Here is a 19,151-nt window from a genome sequence, read left to right on the forward strand (position 1 = left end):
GTGCCCCTGGGCTCAGGCGCGCTTCTTTCTGGCCGGCGCGGCCTTCTTCGGTGCTGCCTTGCGCGGCGCCGGCTTTCTTGCCGGGGCCTTGCGCGGCTCACCCTGCTTCAGGCTGTTGAGCAAAGCCGCCATCAGGTCAATAACATTGCCACGGTCAGGCTGCTCCTCCGGCTCCGGCTCGGCAGGCTTGCCTTCCTTGCGGGCCTCGATCACCTCGCGCAGCCGGGCCTCGTAGCGGTCCTCCGTATCGGAAGGGTCGAATTCGTCCTCCTGGCGCTCGATCAACTGGCGGGCCAGCTTCACCATCTCCTTGTCCGGCGCCGATTTCGGCACGTCCTCGAAAGCCGATTTCGCGGGGCGCAGGTCGCTTTCCTCATGCAGCGTATGCAGCACCAGCCCCTTGCCCAGCGGCACGATGCCCACCGCCCTTTCCCGCCGGAACAGCACGAGGCGGGAGAGCGCCATCATGCCGCTTTCCTGCAAAGCCTCCCGCAGCACCGCGTAGACATCCGCGCTGTCGTCGTCATCGGGCACGACATAGTAGCTGTTGTCGACATAGAGCGGCCCGACCGAGCTGGCCGGCACGAACTTGGCGATGTTCAGCGTGCTGCTGCTTTCCACCCGCGCGCTGTCGAAGTCCTCCTCGGTCAGGATGACGTATTCGCCCTTCTCGTATTCATAGCCGCGCGCCAGGTCGCCGCGCTCCACCTCCTTGCCAGTCTCGGCATCCACGGTCTGGGTGCGGATGCGGTTGCCGGTCTTGGGATTGATCAGGTGGAAATGCAGGTTGTTCCGCTCATGATGCGCGTTCACCAGCGCGATGCGGCAGGAAACCAGTGCCAGGCGCAGGGTGCCGCGCCAGATCGGGCGTTCGCTCATGTCTTGTCCTTGCTGCGGCGCTTCTTGCCCCCGCCCGGGCGGGGCAGCGGGCGGGCGGCATCGGCATAGCCGGCCCAGGGGTCGGGAATATCCAGCCGCGCGGGGGCGGTTTTGATCGTGAAGGCCTTGGGGTCCAGCTTCGGGCCCAGTTCCTCCCAGGCCAGGGGCATGGAGACGGTGGCACCGGGGCGCGCGCGGGGCGACCAGGCGGCCACCGCCGTCGCCGTGCGGTCGTTGCGCAGGTAATCCAGGAAGACCTTGCCCTTCCGCGCGCGCTTGGAGAGCGTGGTGGTGTATGTCTCCGGCGCCCCCTGCGCCATGACGGTGCAGAGCGCCTCGCAGAACACCTTCGCCTCCGGCCATGCGGCATCCGGCTTCAGGGGCGCGACCACATGCAGCCCCTTGCCGCCCGTGGTCTTCACGAAGGCGCCCAGGCCCAGCGCCTCCAGCTGCCGCCGCACCTCCCGCGCCGCCTCGATCACCGCGGCGAAGTCCAGGCCCTCATCCGGGTCGATGTCGAAGACCAGCCGGTCCGGCCGCTCGGCATCCCTGGCCAGCGCGCCGCCGGGGTGGATCTCCAGCACCGCCGACTGCGCCAGGGCCACCAGGGCCTCGGGGCTGTCCACGGCCAGGAAGGGCTCATCCTCCCCTTCCAGCGGAACCCGCTGCAACAGGGCGGATGTGCCGGCGCCGGGGTGGCGTTGCAGGAAGCGCGGCCCCTCGATGCCATCCGGCGCCCGCAGCAGCGCCACCAGCCGTCCGCCAGCATAATCCAGCAGCTTCGGCGCCACGGCGGCGTAGTATTCGGCGAGCTGGCGCTTCGAGACGCCCTCCTTTGGCCAGAGCAACTTGTCGGGATGGCTCAGCCGCACGCCAGCCACGCTATTACCGCTGGTAGCCGCACGCGTAGTCCGCTCCGGCTTTGGAATGGACGGGTCGCTTTGCCCGGCCAGCGGGCCCGGCGGCGTCACCGCCTCGGCCGGCTTGTCCTCCCGCAGCCCTTTGAAGGAGGCCTGGCGGATGCGGCCCTCGCCCGTCCAACCGGCGTAATCCACCTCGGCCACCAGCTTCGGCTCCACCCATTGGGCACGGCGGCGGTCGGAAGGGTCGGGCTTGTTGCAGAAGGGCGAGGTATCGCGCGCCAGCGGCTTCAGCAGCTTCGCCAGTTCCCGCGTCCGCGCGGCGGAGATGCCGGAGCCGACGCGGCCGAGATACACCAGCCCGCCATCCCGCCAGGCGCCCAGCAGCAGCGTCATGTTGCCTTTGGGGCCGACGCCATGGCCGCCGATGACAAATTCGTCGTTGCCACGGCACTTGGTCTTGACCCAATCCTCGCCCCGCCCGGAGCGGTAGGGCGCGTCCAGCCGCTTCGAGACCACGCCCTCCAGCCCCACCTGACAGGCGGAGCGCAGGATGGCCTCGCCGGTGGCCTGGAAATGCTCGACATAGGTGATCTCGGGCGGCGCATCGGCCAGCAGCGCCTTCAGCGCCGCCTTGCGGTCCCGCAAGGCCTGTGGGCGCCAGTCCTGCCCATTGGCGAAGAGCAGGTCGAAGGCGAAGAAGCGCAGCTCATCCGTGCGCTTGCGGTCCATGGCGGAGATCAGGGCAGCGAAATCGGGGTGGCCCTCGGCGTCATTGGCCACCAGCTCCCCATCCAGCACGCAATCCGGCAGCTTGCCCAGGACAGCGGCGGTTTCGGCGAAGCGGTAGGTCCAGTCCTGGCCGCTGCGGGTCAGCAGCCGCACCTTGCCCCCCGCCACATGCGCCTGCAAGCGGTAGCCATCCAGCTTCACCTCATGCACCCATTCGGCGCCGGAGGGTGCCTGCGCGGCGCTGCTGCAAAGCTGTGGGGTAATGAACTCGCCGGCCTTGGGCGGGGCTTCCGGCTCAGCCGGCTTGCGGCGGGGGACAGGCTTCTTCGCCGCCTTCTTCGCGGCGCGCGGTTTCGCGGCCGCCTCGCCGGCGATCTCCTCCATCGAGCGGCCGGACTTCACGGAGGTGGTCGCGGCCTCGATCAGGCTTTCACCCTCTCCCGGCCGGGCTTCCTCGTCCTTCTCCTTGATCAGCAGCCATTGCGGCTTCGTCTCCCGCGCGCGGGGCCGCATCTTCACCAGTGTCCAGCCACCCTGCATCCGCTCCCCATGCAGGTGGAACTTCAGCTTGCCGGCGGCGAGTGCCTTGGCGGGGTCGTCGTCCAGGCTTTCCCAGGTGCCGCGGTCCCACAGCATCACCGTGCCGCCGCCGTATTCGCCGGCGGGGATCGTGCCCTCGAACTTCCCGTAGTCCAGCGGGTGGTCCTCCACCTGCACGGCCAGGCGCTTGTCGGCGGGGTCCAGGCTGGGGCCGCGCGTCACGGCCCAGCTTTTCAGCGTGCCATCCAGTTCCAGCCGGAAGTCGAAATGCAGCCGCGTCGCGTCGTGCTTCTGCACCACGAAGCTCAGCGCGCCCTTCTTGTGGCGGGCTGCCTTCCCGCGTGGCTCGGCGGTGCGCGTGAAGTCGCGCTTGGCATTGTAGCGGTCGAGTGCGCCCTCGGATCGCATGGCTCACCCCATGGATGCGGCGAGCGGTGGAGCCGCCCTTTCCGTTCCCATAGAAAGCGCGGGCGCGGCGGCGGTTGCGCCGGGCGTTCAGCCCGGCGCCAGCATCGCCAGCCGCCGCCAGCGCAGCGTCATCATCAGCGCAACGGCCGCCAGCCCCGCCGCCAGGCCGAACCAGATGCCGAGTGGCCCCAGCCCCGCCGTGAAGCCCAGCAGCATGCCCACCGGCAGCCCCAGCACCCAATAGCCCAGCGCGGCATAGAGCAGCGGCAGCCGGGTATCCTTCAGCCCGCGCAGCTCGCCGGCCGCGGCCACCTGCACGCCATCGGCCAGTTGGAACAGCCCGGCCACCATCAGCAGGGTCGCGGCCAGCCGGCGCGTCTCCACCAGGTCCGGCGGCAGGAAGAGCGCGGCGAGGAAGCCCGGCACCAGCAGCAGCACCAGCGCCGTGCTGGCCATGAAGCCGGCCGCGAGGCCGATGGCGGTCCAGCCGGCGCGGCGGATGCCGGGGCGGTCCTCCGCGCCAGCGGCCAGGCCGACCCGCGCGGTGGCTGCCTGCCCGATGCCCATCGGCACCATGAAGCAGGAACTGGCCACCTGCAGCGCCACGGCATGGGCAGCAACGGCGGAAGGGCCGAACCAGCCCATCACCAGGGCCGTGCCGCTGAAGACGCCGATCTCCAGCAGCATGGTGCCGGCGATCGGCAAGCCGATCCGCACGATGTCCACCATGCGCCGGAAGTCGGTGCGCCAGAAGCGGCCAAGAAGCTGGAAGCGGGACACGCGGCGGTCCAGCGCCATCACCCCCGCCAGCCCCAGGAACATGAAGAGGTTAGAGGTGGCGCTGGCCACCCCCGCCCCCAGCACCCCCAGGGACGGAATGCCGAAGCCCCCCGCCACCAGTGCGTAGTCCAGCACCACATTGACGCAGATGGCCACCATCGAGACCCAAAGGGCGGCATTCGGACGCTCCAGCGCGGACAGGAAGCCGCGCAGCAGCAGGAAGCCGTAGAAGGGCACCAGCCCCCACATCATGGCGCGCACGAAGGTCTGCGCCGCCTCGGCCAGTTCCGGGTCCTGCCCGGTGGCCTGCAGGATGGCCGCGCTGTGCCACAGCAGCAGGGCAATGGGCGGGAAGGAGAGCAGCCCCAGCCACATCGCCTGGCGGAAGGTGCGGCGCATTTCCCGCACATGGTGGCGCACCCGCCCCTTCTCCTGCGCCATCATGGCGGAGGCCGCGAAGGCGAGGCCGAAGGGCAGCGACATGGCGATGAAGTAGAGATTGCCGCCCAGCGTCGCCGCCGCCAGCGGGATCTCGCCCAGCCGGCCCAGGAACAGCGTGTCCGTCACCACCAGGGCGATCTGCGACAGGTTGGTCAATGCCAGCGGCCAGGCCAGGGCCAGCATGGCGCGCAGTTCCCGCCCCCAGCCACCGGCAGTGCCGGCAGCGGCGATGGTGGTCATGCCCTGGGCGCTCCTCGATCAAGGCGCCAGGGTTTATGGGGGGCAGGCGCGGCGCGCAACCGCGCCGCGGGTCAATGCCGCGTCAGCGCTTCGCCACGCCCGGCCGGCAGCGGGCAGGTGCAGCCGCAGCCGGTGAAATCCGGCAGCAGATAGCGCAGGCAGCAGACGCGGCGGCGGCGGTCCGTGTCGCCGCAGGCCGCGCCATAGACGCCGCAGATGGGGTTAGGCGAGCCATCGGGCCAGCAGCTCCGCTCCAGCACCGCGTCGATATCGGCGCGGGCGGCCTCGGACAGCAGACCCTGCTGTTCCGCCATTTCGGCGACGCTGGCGAAGCGGACGCCGATATTGCTCCAGGCGAGGCGCGGGGCGATGCGGCCCTCGGCCACCACCGCCGCCACCAGGGGCGCGAAATGGCCGCGCAGCAGCGGCGCGAAGCGCTCCAGGCCTCCAGCCGCCACCGTGCCGCCCTCATGCGCCAGGCAGAAGCCGCGCGGGTCGCCATCGGGGCCCACCAGCAGCAGCGTCTCCTCCGGCGCCAGCGGCAGGTCGCGCCCCAGCAGCAGATTGGCGGCCAGCACCGGATAGACCAGCCGGACGGCGTAATACTGCGTCCACATGGACACCACGGCGCGGCGGTCGGCGCCGCCGTGGCGGGCGGCGAAGCGGTCCAGCAGCCCGCCCAGCACACCCGGCTCCGCCAAGGCGGCGCAGGGCAGTACCTCACCCTCCGGCATGCTGTCGGGCAGGCAGAGCGCATCCCGCGCGAAGGACAAGGGGCCCTGCAGGACCGGGGCGAGGCTTTCGATCATCGGCCGGGCTCCGGCTGCCACAGGATATCGGAGGTGATGCTGTCCAGGCGCGCGCAGCCGGTCTGGGCCATGGCCACCTCCAGCTCGGCGCGCAGCAGCTTCAGCACATGCGCGACGCCGGTCGCCCCGGCCAAGGCCAAGCCGTAAAGAACGGGTCGCCCCACCAGCACGGCCCGGGCGCCGAGGGCCAGGGCCTTCAGCACATCGGTGCCACGGCGGATGCCGCCATCCAGCAGCAGCGGTACGCGGCCGGCCACTGCGCGGGCCACGGCGGGCAGAACCTCGATGCTGGCGGGCTGCCCGTCCAGCACGCGGCCGCCATGGTTGGAGACCACCAGCCCATCCGCCCCGGCCTCCAGCGCACGCTGCGCGTCGGCGGGCGTGGTAATGCCCTTCAGCAGCAGCGGCAGGCTGGTCTGGCGGCGCAGCACCGCGATATCCGCCCAGGTGGCGGCAGCCCGCAGCAGGCTGCCGAAGACGCTGTCCCCGCCAGGCTGCGGCCCGGCGCCGCGCAGGTTCACCGCCTCTACCCCCGGCGGCAGGCGGAAGCCGGCGCGCTGCTCCCGGTTGCGCAGGCTGACCGGCGCATCGACGGTGACGACAATGGCGGCGAAGCCTGCCTCCTCCGCCCGCCGGGCCAGGGACCACGTGAAGTCGCGGTCTGGCTGGATATAGAGCTGGAACCAGGGGCGCGGCGTGGCCCGGTTGGCGATGGCTTCCAGCGGCAGGCTGGCCTGGGCGCTGACCACCATGCCCGTTTGCATCGCGCTGGCGCCGATGACGGTGGCGATTTCCCCTTCCGGGTGCAGCAGGCGGTGGAAGGCGGTGGGCGCCACCAGGATCGGATGCGCCAGGTGCTGCCCGAAGAGTTCCAGCCCGGTGCTCGCCCCGGCCATATCGGCCAGCACGCCCTGGTTCAGCTTCAGGCGGGTGAAGGCGGCGCGGTTTTCAGTGAGCGTCAGTTCATCGGCGGCGCCGCCGGAAACATAGGCCCAGGCATTCTCCCCCATCCGCCGGCGCGCATGGGGCTCGTAATCCGACAGGGAGGCGATATCGGGCGGGATCACAGGCGGCTATCCTGGACACGGGGAGCCCGGCTCGACTGGCCGAGACCAGGCTGCCTACCATGAATGAGAAGCATTCGCAAAGAGCAGGAGCAGCGCCATGCCCTTTATTGCCATGAACCGCTTCCGCGTCGCCCTGGGGAATGAGGCGGAGTTCGAGCAGGTTTGGGCCAGCCGGGATTCCCGGTTGCGGGAGGTGCCGGGCTTTGTCGCCTTCCACCTGCTGCGCGGCCCGGCGGCGGAGGACCATGTGCTTTACGCCTCCCACACCACCTGGCGCTCGCGCGAGGATTTTGAGAACTGGACGCGCTCGGAGGCCTTCCGGGCGGCGCATCGCGGCGCCGGGGAGCGCAAGCCGCTCTACATCGGCCCGCCGCAGTTCGAGGGCTTCGATAGCGTCCAAACCCTCTTGCCGGAATAAGCGGCGGTTCCATCCTGGCGCGGCGGCCCCATCTCAGCCGTCAGCCAAGAAGGAGCAACCTGATGCCGCAGACCGTTAGCCGCCAGATCCGCCTCGCCGCCCGGCCGGAGGGACGCCCCGGGCCGGAGCATTTCCGCCTGGAGGAACATCCCGTGCCGCCGCCGGCGGAGGGTGAGGTGCTGCTGGAGACGCTCTACCTGTCCCTCGACCCCTATATGCGGGGGCGGATGAATGCCGGGCGGTCCTATGCCAAGCCCGTGGAGATCGGCGAGGTGATGGAGGGCGGCACCGTCTGCCGCGTGCTGGAATCACGCCACCCGGGCTTCGCGCCGGGCGATGTCGTGCTCTCCTATTCCGGCTGGCAGAGCCATTCCGTGGCTCGGGGCGACAGCCTGCGCAAGCTGGACCCGGCGGTGGCACCGGTCAGCACCGCGCTGGGCGTGCTGGGCATGCCGGGCTTCACCGCCTGGTCCGGCCTGCTGCTGCTGGGCCAGCCGAAGCCGGGCGAGACGGTGGTGGTGGCGGCCGCGACGGGGCCGGTCGGCTCGGCGGTGGGGCAGATCGCGCGCATCAAGGGCGCCCGCGCGGTGGGCATCGCCGGCGGGCCACGGAAATGCGCCGCGCTGCGCGAGGAATTCGGCTTCGATGCCGCCATCGACCACCGCGCGCCCGATTTCGCCGAGCAGCTGCGCGCCGCCTGCCCTGATGGCGTCGATGTTTATTTTGAGAATGTCGGCGGCCCGGTCTGGGACGCGGTCTTTCCGCTGCTGAATGAATTCGCCCGCGTGCCGGTCTGCGGGCTGGTGTCGCAATACAACGGCGCCAGCACCGAGGCGCCCGACCGCCTGCCCGGCCTGATGCGGGAGGTGCTGTCCCGCAGCCTGACCATCCGCGGCTTCATCCAGCGGGAATTCGCCGCGCACCGGCCGGACTTCCTGCGGGAAATGTCCGGCTGGGTGGCGGAAGGGAAGGTTCGTTATCGGGAGGACGTGGTGGAAGGGCTGGAGCGCGCCCCGGAAGCCTTCGTGGGCCTGCTGGAAGGCCGCAACTTCGGCAAGCTGCTGGTGCGCGTGGCGACCTGACGCGGCAGGAGCGGAAACGACCCCTTCATTCCAGTGTTCAGGTCGTTTCCGACCCTTCTATTCCGGGCGTCTGAAGCGCCAGCGAGCCCTGCTTCGGCAGGGCATGGACATAGCGGTAGCGGTAGGATTTGGCGCGGCCGCTGCCGGTTTCCTCGCAGGTCCAGGACGCCAGGCCGCCGGCATTGGTCATGTCCTCGAAGGCCTGGCGGCATTCCTCGCGGAACTTCAGGCGCTGGCGCGTGGTCTCGGCCTTGTAGTCGCGGCCCGCCAGCTCGGCGAGGGTTTCCACCGGCACCCAGGTATAGTCCGGCTGGCTGTCGATGAAGGGCCAGAAGGCCTTGGCATAGTCGGAGCGCAGCTTGAAATAGGTTTCGCCGTCGATGCTGGCGAGGGTGCGGCTCTCGAACATGTCGCGGACCCATTCGCCATAGGCGACCTTCACCCGGGAATCGAGGGTGATGCCGTCCCATTCGATGCGGCCCAGCAGATTGTCCGAGTAGCCGGCCGCGGCGAGGCGCCCGCTTTGCGTCGCGGCCTCGTATTGCGCGAAATCGCCCTGGTAGAACCGGAAGGAGACGGAGCGCAGCTCTTCGAAGACCCGCAGCATGGTGCCCAGGTTGTTCACATGCGCAGTGCGGCCGGTGGCGGAAAGCAGGGCACGCCATGTGGTTTCGGTGTGGTAGTAAGGCAGCGGGCGGGCACCGTCCTGCGGCGCCATCTCGGTACGCTTGGCCCGCATGCGGAACAGCGCGTAGAGCGCATCCCGGTGCTGCGATCCCAGTTCGCGGCCACGCACTTCCACCACGGTATGCGGCCGGACCACGTAAAGCCGCTGAAAGCCGCTATCGGTGATCAGCCCCTTCTTGCGTGGGGCGAAGGCGGATGTTCGTGCGAGACGGGAAGGCATCACGGTCGGGGCTTTGCGGCCGCGACGATTGGCCTTGGCACGTTCGAAGCGTTCCAGCCGCTTCCGCTCGGCCTCTGTCAGCTCCTGGCTGCCTGAATTCGTCACCACAATATCGACCCTTTGATTCCCGCGGGTGCAGGCAGACTAGCACCCTGAGCAGGGCTTCGCATCATCAGGGAATCAAGGGGTCGTTTTCGGCGGCACGCGCCCTTTCCCGCCACGGCCGCGGTGGATGAGACGGGGGAGAAGTGAACGGAGGGGTCGCTTTCGGGAATGGCAGGGTCGGGTTTGGGAGAGAAGAGGTCGGAAACGGGAAGGAAGGGGTCACTCCACCATATTAAGACGTTGATTATAAATGGCATTTCTCGGAATAGACTTTTCTAATAGACTCTGAATCAGACACTGATTGACCGCTCTTGTGGGCCTTTTGGTGGATAAAGCCACGGCCGGGCGCCACCAGGGCGCTTAAAGCACCTCTCAACCGCCTAGTTCCGACCCTTTGATTCCCGTTTCAGCGCGACTCCGGTCGACCCAGGCCTCTCAGCGCCCATTTAAAAGTGACCCTTCCATTCCCCTGGGCCGGTCTGCGGGGCAGCCTTGGACGCCACCGGCAGACTCGTCGTCAGGAACCGACCCTTTGATTCCAGCTCTCATCTTCTTGAGGTCAACACATTGACCCACCGGGGCCGCCGGATCACTGTGCGCAACATCTTGCAAGTCTAAGAGGTATCAGTGATGCGGCAGGGCATGCTTGAGGCGATCAAGGAGTTCGAACCTGAACTCATCGCCATCCGGCGCGACATCCATGAGCATCCCGAAACGCGTTTCGAGGAGGTGCGTACCGCTGCGCTGGTCGCCGACAAGCTGCGCGAATGGGGCCTGAAGGTCGAGGAAGGCATCGGCAAGACCGGCGTGGTCGGCACCCTCCAGGGCCGCCGGCCGGGCCAGCGGGCCATCGGGCTGCGGGCCGACATGGATGCGCTCTTCATCCAGGAGGAGAACGACTTCCCGCATGCCTCCAAGGTGCCGGGCAAGATGCATGCCTGCGGCCATGACGGCCATACCACCATGCTACTGGGTGCCGCCAAGTACCTGGCGCGCAACCCAGACTTCGCCGGCACCGTGCACTTCATCTTTCAGCCGGCCGAGGAAGCCGGTACCGGCGCCGCCGCCATGATCGCCGATGGGCTCTTCGACCGCTTCCCGGTGGATGCGGTCTATGGGATGCACAACACGCCCGGCCTGCCGGTAGGGCAGTTCGCCACCCGCCCAGGGCCGATCCTGGCCGGCGCCGACTTCTGGGGCGTCACCTTCACCGGCACCGGTGGCCATGGCGGCGCCGCGCCGCATCTGGCTACCGATACCACGGTGGTGCTGGGCCATTTCCTGCTGGCGGTGCAGACCATCCTGCCGCGCAACCTGAAGCCCACCGAGCCCGCGGCGCTCTCCGTCGGCCATGTCTCGGGCGGCACCTATGGCTCGCCCAATGTGATGCCCTCCCGCGTCGTGGTGCGCGGCACCGCGCGCTATTTCCGCCCGGAGGCCCAGGCGGTGATCCGGCAGCGGCTGGAGGAACTGGCCAAGACCCTGGCGGCCGCGCATGGCTGCGAGGCGGAGCTAACCTACGAGGCGCTCTGCCCCCCCACCGTGAACGCGCCGGAGAAGGTGCCCGTGGCCAATGCGGCGGCCGCCGCGCTGGTCGGCCCGCAGGCCATCGGCGAATTCCCGATGAGCACGGGCGGCGAGGATTTCGCCTTCATGCTGCAGCAGAAGCCTGGCGTCTTCATGCGCATCGGCAATGGCGTCAACGCCGATGGCAGCTTCCACAATGTCCATACGCCGAAATACGACTTCAGTGACGAGACGCTGACCCTCGGCGCCGCCTATTGGGCGAGCCTGGTGCAGCAGGAACTGAGCCTGGAAGACCGATGAGCATCATGACCCGTTCTCTCCGCGCCGCGCTGCTGGGCTGCGCCCTGCTGTCGCCGCTCGCGGCCGCGCAGGCCGAGCCGCTGTCGCTGGCCGTCAGCGCGCCGCCGGCCAGCATCGACCCGCATTACTACACGCTGACGCCGAGCATTCAGCTTTCCGCCCATATGTTCGAGCCTCTGACGCAGCGTGACGAGAATGCGCGCGTGCGCCCTGCCCTGGCGGAATCCTGGAAGCTGGTGGACGACACCACCTGGGAATTCAAGCTGCGGCCCGGCGTGAAGTTCCACAACGGCGCCGACTTCACGGCCGAGGACGTGGCCTTCACGCTGAAGCGCGTGCCCTGGGTGCAGAGCCCCAGCTCCTTCGCCGTCTATACCCGCGCCATCACGGACGTGCAGGTGGTGGATGCGTATACGGTGCGCTTCAAGACCGCCGCGCCCTATCCGCTGCTGCCCAACGACCTGGCCAATGTCTTCATGGTCTCGCGCGGCATCGGCGAGAACACGCCTTCTGCCGACTTCAACTCCGGCAAGGCGGCGATCGGCACCGGCCCCTTCAAGTTCGTCTCCTATGAGCCGAACAACCGGGTCGAGATGGCGCGCAACGAGACCTACTGGGGCGAGAAGCCGGCCTGGGACAAGGTGCAGTACCGCATCATCACCAATTCCGGTGCGCGCGTCGCGGCGCTGCTCTCCGGCGACGTGGCGATGATCGACAACGTGCCGACCGCCGATGTCGCCAAGATCCGCAACAACGACAAGGTCACCGTCGCGGAAGGCACCAGCCTGCGGCTGATCTTTCTCGGCCTTGATGTGTTCCGCGACGGCCCGACGCCGGATGTGCGCGGCCCGAATGGCGAGGAACTGACCAAGAACCCGCTGCAGGACAAGCGGGTTCGCGAGGCGCTCTCCATCGCCATCAACCGCCCGGCCATCGTGCAGCGGATCATGGAGAATGTGGCGGTGCCGGCCGGGCAGTTCATGCCGGAAGGCTCCTTCGGCTACAATCCGGCGATTCCAGTGCCGAAGTTCGATGCCGACCGCGCCAAGAAGCTGCTGGCCGAGGCAGGCTATCCGAACGGGCTGAGCATCACGCTGCGCGGCCCCAATGACCGCTACATCAACGATTCCCAGGTGCAGCAGGTCATCGCGCAGATGTGGGCGCGCATCGGCATCAAGACGCAGGTGGAGGCGACGCCGCTGGCGACGCTGATCGGCCGGCTGAACCGCTTCGATGCCTCGGCCTATATGCTGGGCTGGAGCAACAGCACCGGCGAGCCCTCCACCTCGCTGCGCGCGGTGATGGGCACGCGGGCGCAGGGGGGCGGCGGCAGCCTCGGCCTGTCCAACTACGGGCGTTACGTGAACCCGGAGATGGATGCGCTGGCGGAGAAGGCCCTGAGCACGCTGGACGACAAGACGCGCGAGAAGATGATGCAGGATGCCATGAAGATGGCGATGGACGATGTCGCCATCATCCCCCTGCACACGCAGAAGAGCGTCTGGGCCACCCGCCGCGGCCTGACCTACACGCCGCGGCTGGATGAGCAGACCCTGGCCGCCGAGGTGCGCCCGGCGCGCTGAGGCGACCCGTCCCTTCCGCTAGAAAGCGAGCCGTTTCACCGCAGTAGGATCGGCTCGCCATGCGGGGTGGCCTCGGCCGCCGCGCGCCATTCCTCGCGCCGGCGCAGCAGGAGGGGGGCATCCAGGATGCCCTTCTCCGCCACCAGGTGCTCCAGCGCCGCCAGCCAGTGCTCGTAATAGGCGGTCTGCGCACCACCCGGGCGGGCGATCTCTCGCCCCAGGGCCTGCGCCCATTCGCTCCAGCTGAAGCAGCCGGCCCCATGCAGCGCCACGGCCATGGCGAAGGCCTGCGCCTCCCAGGGTTCGCGGAAGACCGGCCCATCCGGGCCGAGCTCCAGGCCCGGCAGGTCGGCGGGAACGGGGTCAGAGCGGCTCAAGATAGGACTCCCAGGCATCGATGGAGATGGCCAGGGTGGGGTCCGATTGCTCCCCCCACAATTCCCGTCCCTCGAAACGGATGGTGTAGAGCCATTGCGGCGCCTCGCCTTGTCCATGCGCCAGGGTATCGGGAAAGACAAAGACGCCACGGGCAGCTTCCACGACGCCCTCCTTGTCTCGCGCATAGCGCGGCAGGCGGGTATGGCCGGTGGGGTGCTCGTTGCGCGTCCGCACGCGGTCGCCCACGGCGAAACGGGCGGGGTTGGCGGCGGGGCGGCTGTATTGCGTGCCGCGCATCAGGGCCGGCAACACGTCCGGCGCCGGCAGCGGCCGCACCGTTGGCGAAGCCTCCAGGCTGCGGCCTTCCCGCAATTCGGCTTCGGTAGTCAGGCCATGGGCCACCAGCAGGCGTTCCAGCGCCGTCAGCCAGATCTCGTAATAGCTGGCGGAGAGGTAGCGGGCCGGCGGGATGCTTTCCCGGGTATGCCGGGCGGCATCGATGCTCCAGCGGCCCAGCGCGCCCATGGCCAGGGTCAGCGCGAAGGCGCCTTTTTCCCAGTCGGCATGGAAGAGCTCGCCTTCCGGCTCCGGCAGCACGGGGCCGAAGCCCATGGCGCCGCCCAGGTCTTGCGGGCCGTTCATGCGGCGGGCCGCGCCAGGCCGGTGCCGATCATGGAGTCCCGCGTTACCAGCGTGGCGAGGCGGGCTTCGTCCCAGCCCTCGGTTCCCTCCGGGCGGCGCGGGATGACGAGGTAGCGGATCTCAGCCGTCGAATCCCAGACGCGGATGCGCGTGGCTTCCGGCAGTTCCACCCCGAAGTCGCGCAGCACGCCGCGCGGGTCGATCACGGCGCGGGAGCGATAGGCGGGCGACTTGTACCAGGTGGGCGGCAGGCCCAGCACCGGCCAGGGGTAGCAGGAGCAGAGAGTGCAGACGACCATGTTGTGCTCGTCCGCCGTGTTCTCCACCGCGACCATGTGTTCGCCCTGGCGCCCGGTGAAGCCCAGGGAATGGATGGCGGCACTTGCATCGCGGCGCAGCCAGTCGAGGAACCCTGGATCGGCCCAGGCCTTGGCTACCACCTGCGCGCCGTTGCGCGGGCCGATGCGGGTCTCATAGGTCTCGACGAATTCGTCCAGCGCGGCGGGGTCCACGTAGCCCTTTTCCACCAGCAGCGACTGCAGGGCGCGCACGCGCAGCTCCATCTCGGAGAGGCTGCTGCCATGGTCATGGTCATGGTGGTGGTCATGATCGTGGTGATCGTGGTCGTGCGGCATGGCGTCCCTTCCCTTCCGCTTCTGGCCGATCATCACGCCGGATGGTGCTGCCGCGCAACCATGCCGCGGCGGATGCAACCCTTGGCAAGCGCGGGCGTCACCTTTCCATTCCCGTGCCATAAGGCGATCGCGCAAGCCATGATGCTTCCCTTTCAGCCCGCCACCTCTTCCTCCCCCCGGGTGCGTGGCTCCATCGGGCGGCGGGTGCTGGGGGTGGCGGGGCTGTTGCTGGCCTCCGGCTGCTCCCCGGCGGGCTTGCTGAACGGGCTGGCGCCGGAGCGCATGGCGGGCGAGGCCATTCCTTACGGCCCCCTGCCCCGGCACAAGCTAGACCTGTATCAGCCGTCGCCGGAAACCGCCTCGCCGCCCATGGTGGTGTTCCTCTATGGCGGCGGCTGGACGGAAGGCAGCCGGGCCATGTACCGCTTCGTCGGCGCGGCCCTGGCGGAACGCGGCTGCATTGTCGCCATTCCCGATTACCGGCTTTATCCGGAAGCGGGATTTCCCGCCTTCCTGCAGGATTGTGCGCTGGCAACGCGCTGGGCCTTCGACAACCGCGTGATGCTTGGCGCCGATCCGACCCGACTGTTCCTGATGGGGCATTCCGCCGGTGCCTATAATGCCGCGATGCTGGCGCTGGACCGGCAATGGCTTGGCGCCGTGGCGATGCAGCCGGCGCGGGACCTCGCCGGCGTCATCGGCATTGCCGGGCCCTATGACTTCCTGCCGCTGCGGGCAGACCTGCGGCCGATCTTCGGCGCGGAGGAGCAACTGGCGCGGACGCAGCCCATCAGCTTCGCCGATGGTGCCAACCCGCCGATGCTGCTGTTGCAGGGCGAGGCCGACGAAACCGTCGACCCCGGCAATGCAAGGAGGCTGGCCGAGCGCATCCGCACCGGCGGCGGGCCGGTGGAGACGCGCTTCTATTCCGGCATCGGCCATGCCGCGATCGCCGGCGCATTATCCGGCGCGCTGCGCTTCGTGGCGCCGACGCTGCGGGATTCACTGACCTTCATGCGGGTCGGCGAGGCGCAGGCCTGAGCCCGCGCCCCGGCTCACCGCCGCTTGACAGGGTCCTTGGGTGCGGGCGGGAGGTCGTCCTCCAGGATGGTCAGGTGGACCGAATAGGAAGTCTCGCCCTCGTCATGGTCCTGGTGCAGGGTGCCGATCACCTCGTCCTCCACCGCCACTTCCACGGACAGACCCTTGCGCGCCGGCGGCACGATGCGGATGCGGTCCGAGCCAAGCAGGCGCCGAAGGTAGGTCTGAACGCGGGCAATATCGGTGGGCGTCATGCGGGTGTGGTGTTCCGTTGCTGGGGATAGCCTTCCATGCCCCCGATGATCCGCTCGGTCCAGCCACCTCACAGAAAAAGGAGCAATCCGATGCAACCGCTGGCTTGCTGCTGGGTTTCTGTTATACTCAGCACACGTTCCCGTGATGAGCCGCTCTGCTGATCTTGGCAGACGGTACGCCAACCCATATCCGGGGCGAAGCCAAAGGCTTTGCGATAGTCGCACTTGTCCCGGCGAGAGATCCCATGAGCGTTACCCAGCCGAACGAGACCCAGCGCCCCACCATCCTGGTTGTCGAGGATGAACCCATCGTGCGCATGGTCACCGTGGCGATGCTGGAGGACATGGGCTTCCGCGCCACCGAGGCCGCCAATGCCGCCGCCGTGCTGGCGAAGGTGGACCCTGGCGAAGGCGCGCTGGAGGCCGTGTTGCTGGACATCAACATCCCGGGCGCCCGGGGCCGCGACATGGTGGACGAGATCCGCGCTGTCCGTCCCAATCTGCCGGTGCTGATCGCCAGCGGTGCGGATACGGAGGAGTTGCGGCAGCGCTTCATCCAGCACGGGCAGTTGGACTTCCTGCCCAAGCCCTATGCCAATGCCGAACTGCGCCAGGCGCTGGAGCGCCTGGGGCTCTAAGGCGCGCCGGCCCCACGGGGGGCCTGACCGCCAGGGGCGCCGCGGCTATCATGCCGGCACCCTTCTGAACCCAACCCGGACCTTCATGCCTCCTTCTCAGGATACCGAGATCGCGCGCGTCAAGGCGCGCATCCGCGCGCTGGCCGACCGCACCGTCTCCAATGGCTGCACCGAGGCCGAGGCCATGGCGGCGGCTGAGATGGTCGGCCGGCTGCTGGAGCGCTATGCCCTTTCCATGGAGGAGATCGACCTGCGGGAAGCCCGCTGCGTCCAGGTCGAGATCCCCCTCCCCGGCCGGCAGCGGCGGCCGATCGATGGCTGCGTGCCGGCCATCGCCCGCTTCTGCGACTGCAAGGTCTGGCTGGCGCGCGATGGCGCCGGGCCGCGCTACGTCTTCTTCGGCTTCGAGACGGATACATCACTCGCCGCCTATCTGTTCCAGGTCGTCGGCCGCGCCATGGTGGTGGAGCTGGAGCGGTTCCGCGCCACCCGCCCGGCCCTGCGCGGCGTGCCGCTGCGGCAGGCCAGCACCAGCTTCCAGCAGGGCATGGCGGCGCGGCTGGCCGAGCGGCTGGAGACCATGCATGCCGAGCGGGAGGCCGGCGTGGCGGCGCAGCGGCAGACCGGCACCGCGCTGATCCTGGTGAAGCACCGCGTGGTGGAAGATGCCTTCCGCGAGACCGGCACGCGGCTGGTGTCCGGCGGCCGCCGCAGCCTGCGCCAGGACGCCGCCTTCCGGCATGGCGAGGCAGCGGGGGAGCGGGTGAACCTGAACCGCCCCGTCTCCGGCGATGGGCGCGGCCTTCTGGAATGAGGCGCGACCACCAGCGCGCCCGGGTCTATGCCTGGGAAGACGCGCATGTGGCGCCGCATGGCCAGGACCTGCTGCCCTTCTCCGCCGCGCAGCCGATGGTGGAGGCGATCTGGGCGGAGATGGGCCTGCGCTACCCCCCAGCGGTGGAACCGCTGCCGCCGCAATCCCGCCGGGTGCAGGCCGATGCCAACCGGCTGCGCCTGCGGCTGCCGCCGCAATGGCCAAGCTGGCTGCTGCTGCATGAACTGGCCCATGCCATGACCAGCACCCATGACGGTGCCTCGGACGGCCATGGGCCGCGCTTCATGGGCCTCTACCTGCAACTGCTGGAACGCTACCTGCGGCTGCCGGCCTCGGCGCTGGCGCCGTCCCTGGCAGAGGCCGGCATCGTCTGGGACCCGGCGGCCCGGCCCATCTTCCTGGACCCGGCCTGAGCCTTCAGCCCGGCAGACGCAGCCCGCGCAGGCTGGCGGGGAGCTGCAACTGCGGATAGCCCGGCAGGCGGAAGCGGCCGGGGTCCTGCGGCCCGTAGCTGACGCGGGTGGCTTCCAGCACTTCCTGCCGCCCGGTCTGCTGCGCGCGCAGCAGCACGCCGTCCTGCGTCAGGCAGGCGGTGCCGCCCTTGCCGTCCCGTCGCTCGATGTGCCAGTCCGTGCAGCCCATGCCGGCGATGGTGCGGCGGCCCAGCCGCGTGACGCGCCCCTGGGACTCCGGCCGGTCCAGCAGCATGGCGATCTCGGGCGCCTGCGGCAGGCGCATCACCAGCCGCTGGCCTTCCATGACCATGAAGGCGCGCTGGCTCGGCTGTTCCACCATCAGCCAGCCAGGGGCGGAGGCATTGTCCACCCGCAGCACCCGCTGGCTGGACAGCCAGGCGGCATTGATGTCCCCAGGCATCCGGTCACTGCCCGTCAGGCGGAAGGTCACGGACACATCGCGGGTGGGCAGCAGGGTCGGGCTCTGCTGCGCCAGGGCAGGCGCCGCCAGCAGTGGCAGCGCCAGGAGCGAGGATGTCAGGGCCGTGGCGAGGCGCCGCTTCATGGTTCTTCTCCCGGTCATGCGTCCTCTTACATGGCGACGCCGGCCGGAAGCATCACCCCCGGCGCGGCCGTTGCCATCTCATAGTCCGTGGAAGAGGTCGGTGGAGAGGTAGCGTTCGGCGAAGGAGGCGGCGATGCCGGTGATGAGCTTGCCGTGGTGCTCGGGCTGCTGGGCGAGGTCGAGCATGGCATGCAGTACGGCGCCGGAGGAGATGCCGATGGGGATGCCCTCGGTGCGGGCGCAGAGGCGGGCGGCGGCGAAGGCCTCGCGTTCGGTGACGCGGCGCAGCAGGTCGACCTTCTCCAGCTCCAGCACACCGGGCTTGAAGCCGGCGCCGATGCCCTGGATCTCGTGCGGCCCCGGGTCGTCGCCGGAGAGAAAGGCGGATTCCGCCGGCTCGACGCCCACCAGCGTCAGCCCCGGGCGGCGCGGCTTCAGCGCGGTGGCGATGCCGGTCAGCGTGCCGCCGGTGCCGAGGCCGGCCACCACCACATCCACCTCGCCTGCGGTGTCGGCCCAGATCTCCTCGGCCGTGGTGGCGGCGTGGACGGCGGGGTTGGCCGGGTTGTCGAACTGGCGCGGCATCCAGGCGCCGGGGGTGGCGGCGGCGATGCGCTCGGCCTCGGCGATGGCGCCGGCCATCCCCAGCGGCGCCGGGGTCAGCACCACCTCGGCGCCGAGCAGCCGCAGCATCTTGCGCCGCTCGGCCGAGGCGCCGTCGGGCATGGTGACCACCAGGCGGTAGCCTTTGGCCGCGGCGACAAAGGCCAGCGCGATGCCGGTATTGCCGGAGGTGGGCTCGACAATGGTCTGCGGCGGCTCGGCATCGGGGGTGAGCAGGCCGGCAGCCTCGGCCTCGGCCACCATGGCCTGGCCGATGCGGTCCTTGAGCGAGGCCAATGGGTTGAAGAACTCCAGCTTCAGCGCCAGGCGGGCCTGCAGGCCGTGCGCCGCCTCCAGCCGCGGCAGGCGGACCAGCGGCGTGGCGCCGATGGTGTCAAGGATGCTGTGGAAGAGGCGGCCCTGGGCG

At 69.3% G+C, this 19,151-nt stretch carries 20 protein-coding genes; 8 read left to right on the forward strand and 12 right to left on the reverse strand.

The genetic code is table 11. From position 1 onward, the window contains the following. Nucleotides 1-12 precede the first annotated feature (12 nt). The 5 genes from ku to EBE87_RS19895 form a co-directional block, all read right to left on the reverse strand. Nucleotides 13-879, reverse strand: coding sequence for a non-homologous end joining protein Ku (ku, locus tag EBE87_RS19875; RefSeq protein WP_120636524.1), 867 nt, complete (start codon nucleotides 877-879; stop codon nucleotides 13-15). Further along, a complete protein-coding gene (gene ligD / locus EBE87_RS19880) occupies nucleotides 876-3,419 on the reverse strand; it encodes a DNA ligase D (protein ID WP_120636525.1) in 2,544 nt (847 codons plus the stop codon). The genes ku and ligD overlap by 4 nt, the downstream gene beginning before the upstream one ends. A gap of 87 nt (nucleotides 3,420-3,506) precedes the next feature. Further along, nucleotides 3,507-4,880: an MATE family efflux transporter gene (locus tag EBE87_RS19885; protein WP_233552992.1), complete on the reverse strand. Its 1,374-nt coding sequence runs from the start codon at nucleotides 4,878-4,880 to the stop codon at nucleotides 3,507-3,509. 71 nt (nucleotides 4,881-4,951) lie between these two features. Continuing rightward, nucleotides 4,952-5,689, reverse strand: a complete 738-nt coding sequence (gene fhuF / locus EBE87_RS19890; RefSeq protein WP_120636526.1) for a siderophore-iron reductase FhuF — start codon at nucleotides 5,687-5,689, stop codon at nucleotides 4,952-4,954. Next, entirely contained in the window at nucleotides 5,686-6,756 is a 1,071-nt protein-coding gene (locus tag EBE87_RS19895) for an alpha-hydroxy acid oxidase (RefSeq protein WP_233552995.1), read from the reverse strand. The genes fhuF and EBE87_RS19895 overlap by 4 nt, the downstream gene beginning before the upstream one ends. A 97-nt stretch (nucleotides 6,757-6,853) precedes the next feature. Here EBE87_RS19895 and EBE87_RS19900 point away from each other — a divergent pair, with 97 nt between their 5' ends. Both EBE87_RS19900 and EBE87_RS19905 read left to right on the forward strand, forming a co-directional pair. Beyond that, nucleotides 6,854-7,174, forward strand: coding sequence for an antibiotic biosynthesis monooxygenase family protein (locus EBE87_RS19900; protein ID WP_120636527.1), 321 nt, complete (start codon nucleotides 6,854-6,856; stop codon nucleotides 7,172-7,174). A gap of 62 nt (nucleotides 7,175-7,236) precedes the next feature. Continuing rightward, nucleotides 7,237-8,256 carry an NADP-dependent oxidoreductase gene (locus tag EBE87_RS19905; protein WP_120636528.1) on the forward strand — a complete coding sequence of 340 codons (1,020 nt, stop codon included), beginning with the start codon at nucleotides 7,237-7,239 and terminating at the stop codon, nucleotides 8,254-8,256. Nucleotides 8,257-8,293: 37 nt separating this feature from the next. Here the strand turns inward: EBE87_RS19905 and EBE87_RS19910 are convergent, their stop codons facing one another. Continuing rightward, nucleotides 8,294-9,268 carry a hypothetical protein gene (locus tag EBE87_RS19910; RefSeq protein WP_233552997.1) on the reverse strand — a complete coding sequence of 325 codons (975 nt, stop codon included), beginning with the start codon at nucleotides 9,266-9,268 and terminating at the stop codon, nucleotides 8,294-8,296. A gap of 630 nt (nucleotides 9,269-9,898) precedes the next feature. On the opposite strand from EBE87_RS19910, the gene EBE87_RS19915 reads away from it, so the two are divergent. Further along, nucleotides 9,899-11,095, forward strand: a complete 1,197-nt coding sequence (locus tag EBE87_RS19915) for an amidohydrolase (RefSeq protein ID WP_120636530.1) — start codon at nucleotides 9,899-9,901, stop codon at nucleotides 11,093-11,095. Further along, nucleotides 11,092-12,678: an ABC transporter substrate-binding protein gene (locus tag EBE87_RS19920; RefSeq protein ID WP_120636531.1), complete on the forward strand. Its 1,587-nt coding sequence runs from the start codon at nucleotides 11,092-11,094 to the stop codon at nucleotides 12,676-12,678. The genes EBE87_RS19915 and EBE87_RS19920 overlap by 4 nt, the downstream gene beginning before the upstream one ends. Nucleotides 12,679-12,713: 35 nt before the next feature. Here EBE87_RS19920 and EBE87_RS19925 read toward each other — a convergent pair whose 3' ends face one another. The 3 genes from EBE87_RS19925 to nthA are packed head-to-tail and all read right to left on the reverse strand — an operon-like array spanning nucleotide 12,714 to nucleotide 14,333. Then, a complete protein-coding gene (locus EBE87_RS19925) occupies nucleotides 12,714-13,055 on the reverse strand; it encodes a nitrile hydratase accessory protein (protein ID WP_233552999.1) in 342 nt (113 codons plus the stop codon). Then, nucleotides 13,042-13,698: a nitrile hydratase subunit beta gene (nthB, locus tag EBE87_RS19930; RefSeq protein ID WP_120636533.1), complete on the reverse strand. Its 657-nt coding sequence runs from the start codon at nucleotides 13,696-13,698 to the stop codon at nucleotides 13,042-13,044. Before nthB ends, EBE87_RS19925 begins: the two co-directional genes overlap by 14 nt. Further along, nucleotides 13,695-14,333, reverse strand: coding sequence for a nitrile hydratase subunit alpha (nthA, locus tag EBE87_RS19935; protein WP_120636547.1), 639 nt, complete (start codon nucleotides 14,331-14,333; stop codon nucleotides 13,695-13,697). The genes nthB and nthA overlap by 4 nt, the downstream gene beginning before the upstream one ends. 138 nt (nucleotides 14,334-14,471) lie before the next feature. On the opposite strand from nthA, the gene EBE87_RS19940 reads away from it, so the two are divergent. After that, on the forward strand, nucleotides 14,472-15,374 hold the full coding sequence (locus tag EBE87_RS19940) for an alpha/beta hydrolase (RefSeq protein ID WP_199707055.1): 903 nt from the start codon (nucleotides 14,472-14,474) through the stop codon (nucleotides 15,372-15,374). Between the two features lie 14 nt (nucleotides 15,375-15,388). On the opposite strand, the gene EBE87_RS19945 is transcribed toward EBE87_RS19940, so the two are convergent. Further along, complete coding sequence (locus EBE87_RS19945; protein WP_120636534.1) at nucleotides 15,389-15,628, reverse strand: DUF3126 family protein; 240 nt, start codon at nucleotides 15,626-15,628, stop codon at nucleotides 15,389-15,391. A gap of 245 nt (nucleotides 15,629-15,873) precedes the next feature. Here EBE87_RS19945 and EBE87_RS19950 point away from each other — a divergent pair, with 245 nt between their 5' ends. The 3 genes from EBE87_RS19950 (at nucleotide 15,874) to EBE87_RS19960 (ending at nucleotide 17,514) form a co-directional block, all read left to right on the forward strand. Next, on the forward strand, nucleotides 15,874-16,266 hold the full coding sequence (locus EBE87_RS19950; RefSeq protein ID WP_120636535.1) for a response regulator: 393 nt from the start codon (nucleotides 15,874-15,876) through the stop codon (nucleotides 16,264-16,266). An 85-nt stretch (nucleotides 16,267-16,351) separates the two neighbouring features. Then, nucleotides 16,352-17,080 carry a DUF7168 domain-containing protein gene (locus EBE87_RS19955; protein ID WP_120636536.1) on the forward strand — a complete coding sequence of 243 codons (729 nt, stop codon included), beginning with the start codon at nucleotides 16,352-16,354 and terminating at the stop codon, nucleotides 17,078-17,080. Continuing rightward, complete coding sequence (locus tag EBE87_RS19960) at nucleotides 17,077-17,514, forward strand: hypothetical protein (protein ID WP_120636537.1); 438 nt, start codon at nucleotides 17,077-17,079, stop codon at nucleotides 17,512-17,514. Before EBE87_RS19955 ends, EBE87_RS19960 begins: the two co-directional genes overlap by 4 nt. Nucleotides 17,515-17,518: 4 nt before the next feature. On the opposite strand, the gene EBE87_RS19965 is transcribed toward EBE87_RS19960, so the two are convergent. Together EBE87_RS19965 and cysK are read right to left on the reverse strand one after the other, a co-directional pair. Next, nucleotides 17,519-18,121 carry a hypothetical protein gene (locus EBE87_RS19965; RefSeq protein ID WP_120636538.1) on the reverse strand — a complete coding sequence of 201 codons (603 nt, stop codon included), beginning with the start codon at nucleotides 18,119-18,121 and terminating at the stop codon, nucleotides 17,519-17,521. 78 nt (nucleotides 18,122-18,199) lie between these two features. Then, nucleotides 18,200-19,151: cysteine synthase A (cysK, locus tag EBE87_RS19970; RefSeq protein WP_302467115.1), on the reverse strand; the 952-nt coding region annotated here is incomplete at its 5' end.

The organism is Teichococcus wenyumeiae, from assembly GCF_003696345.1.
Lineage (GTDB): Bacteria > Pseudomonadota > Alphaproteobacteria > Acetobacterales > Acetobacteraceae > Pseudoroseomonas > Pseudoroseomonas wenyumeiae.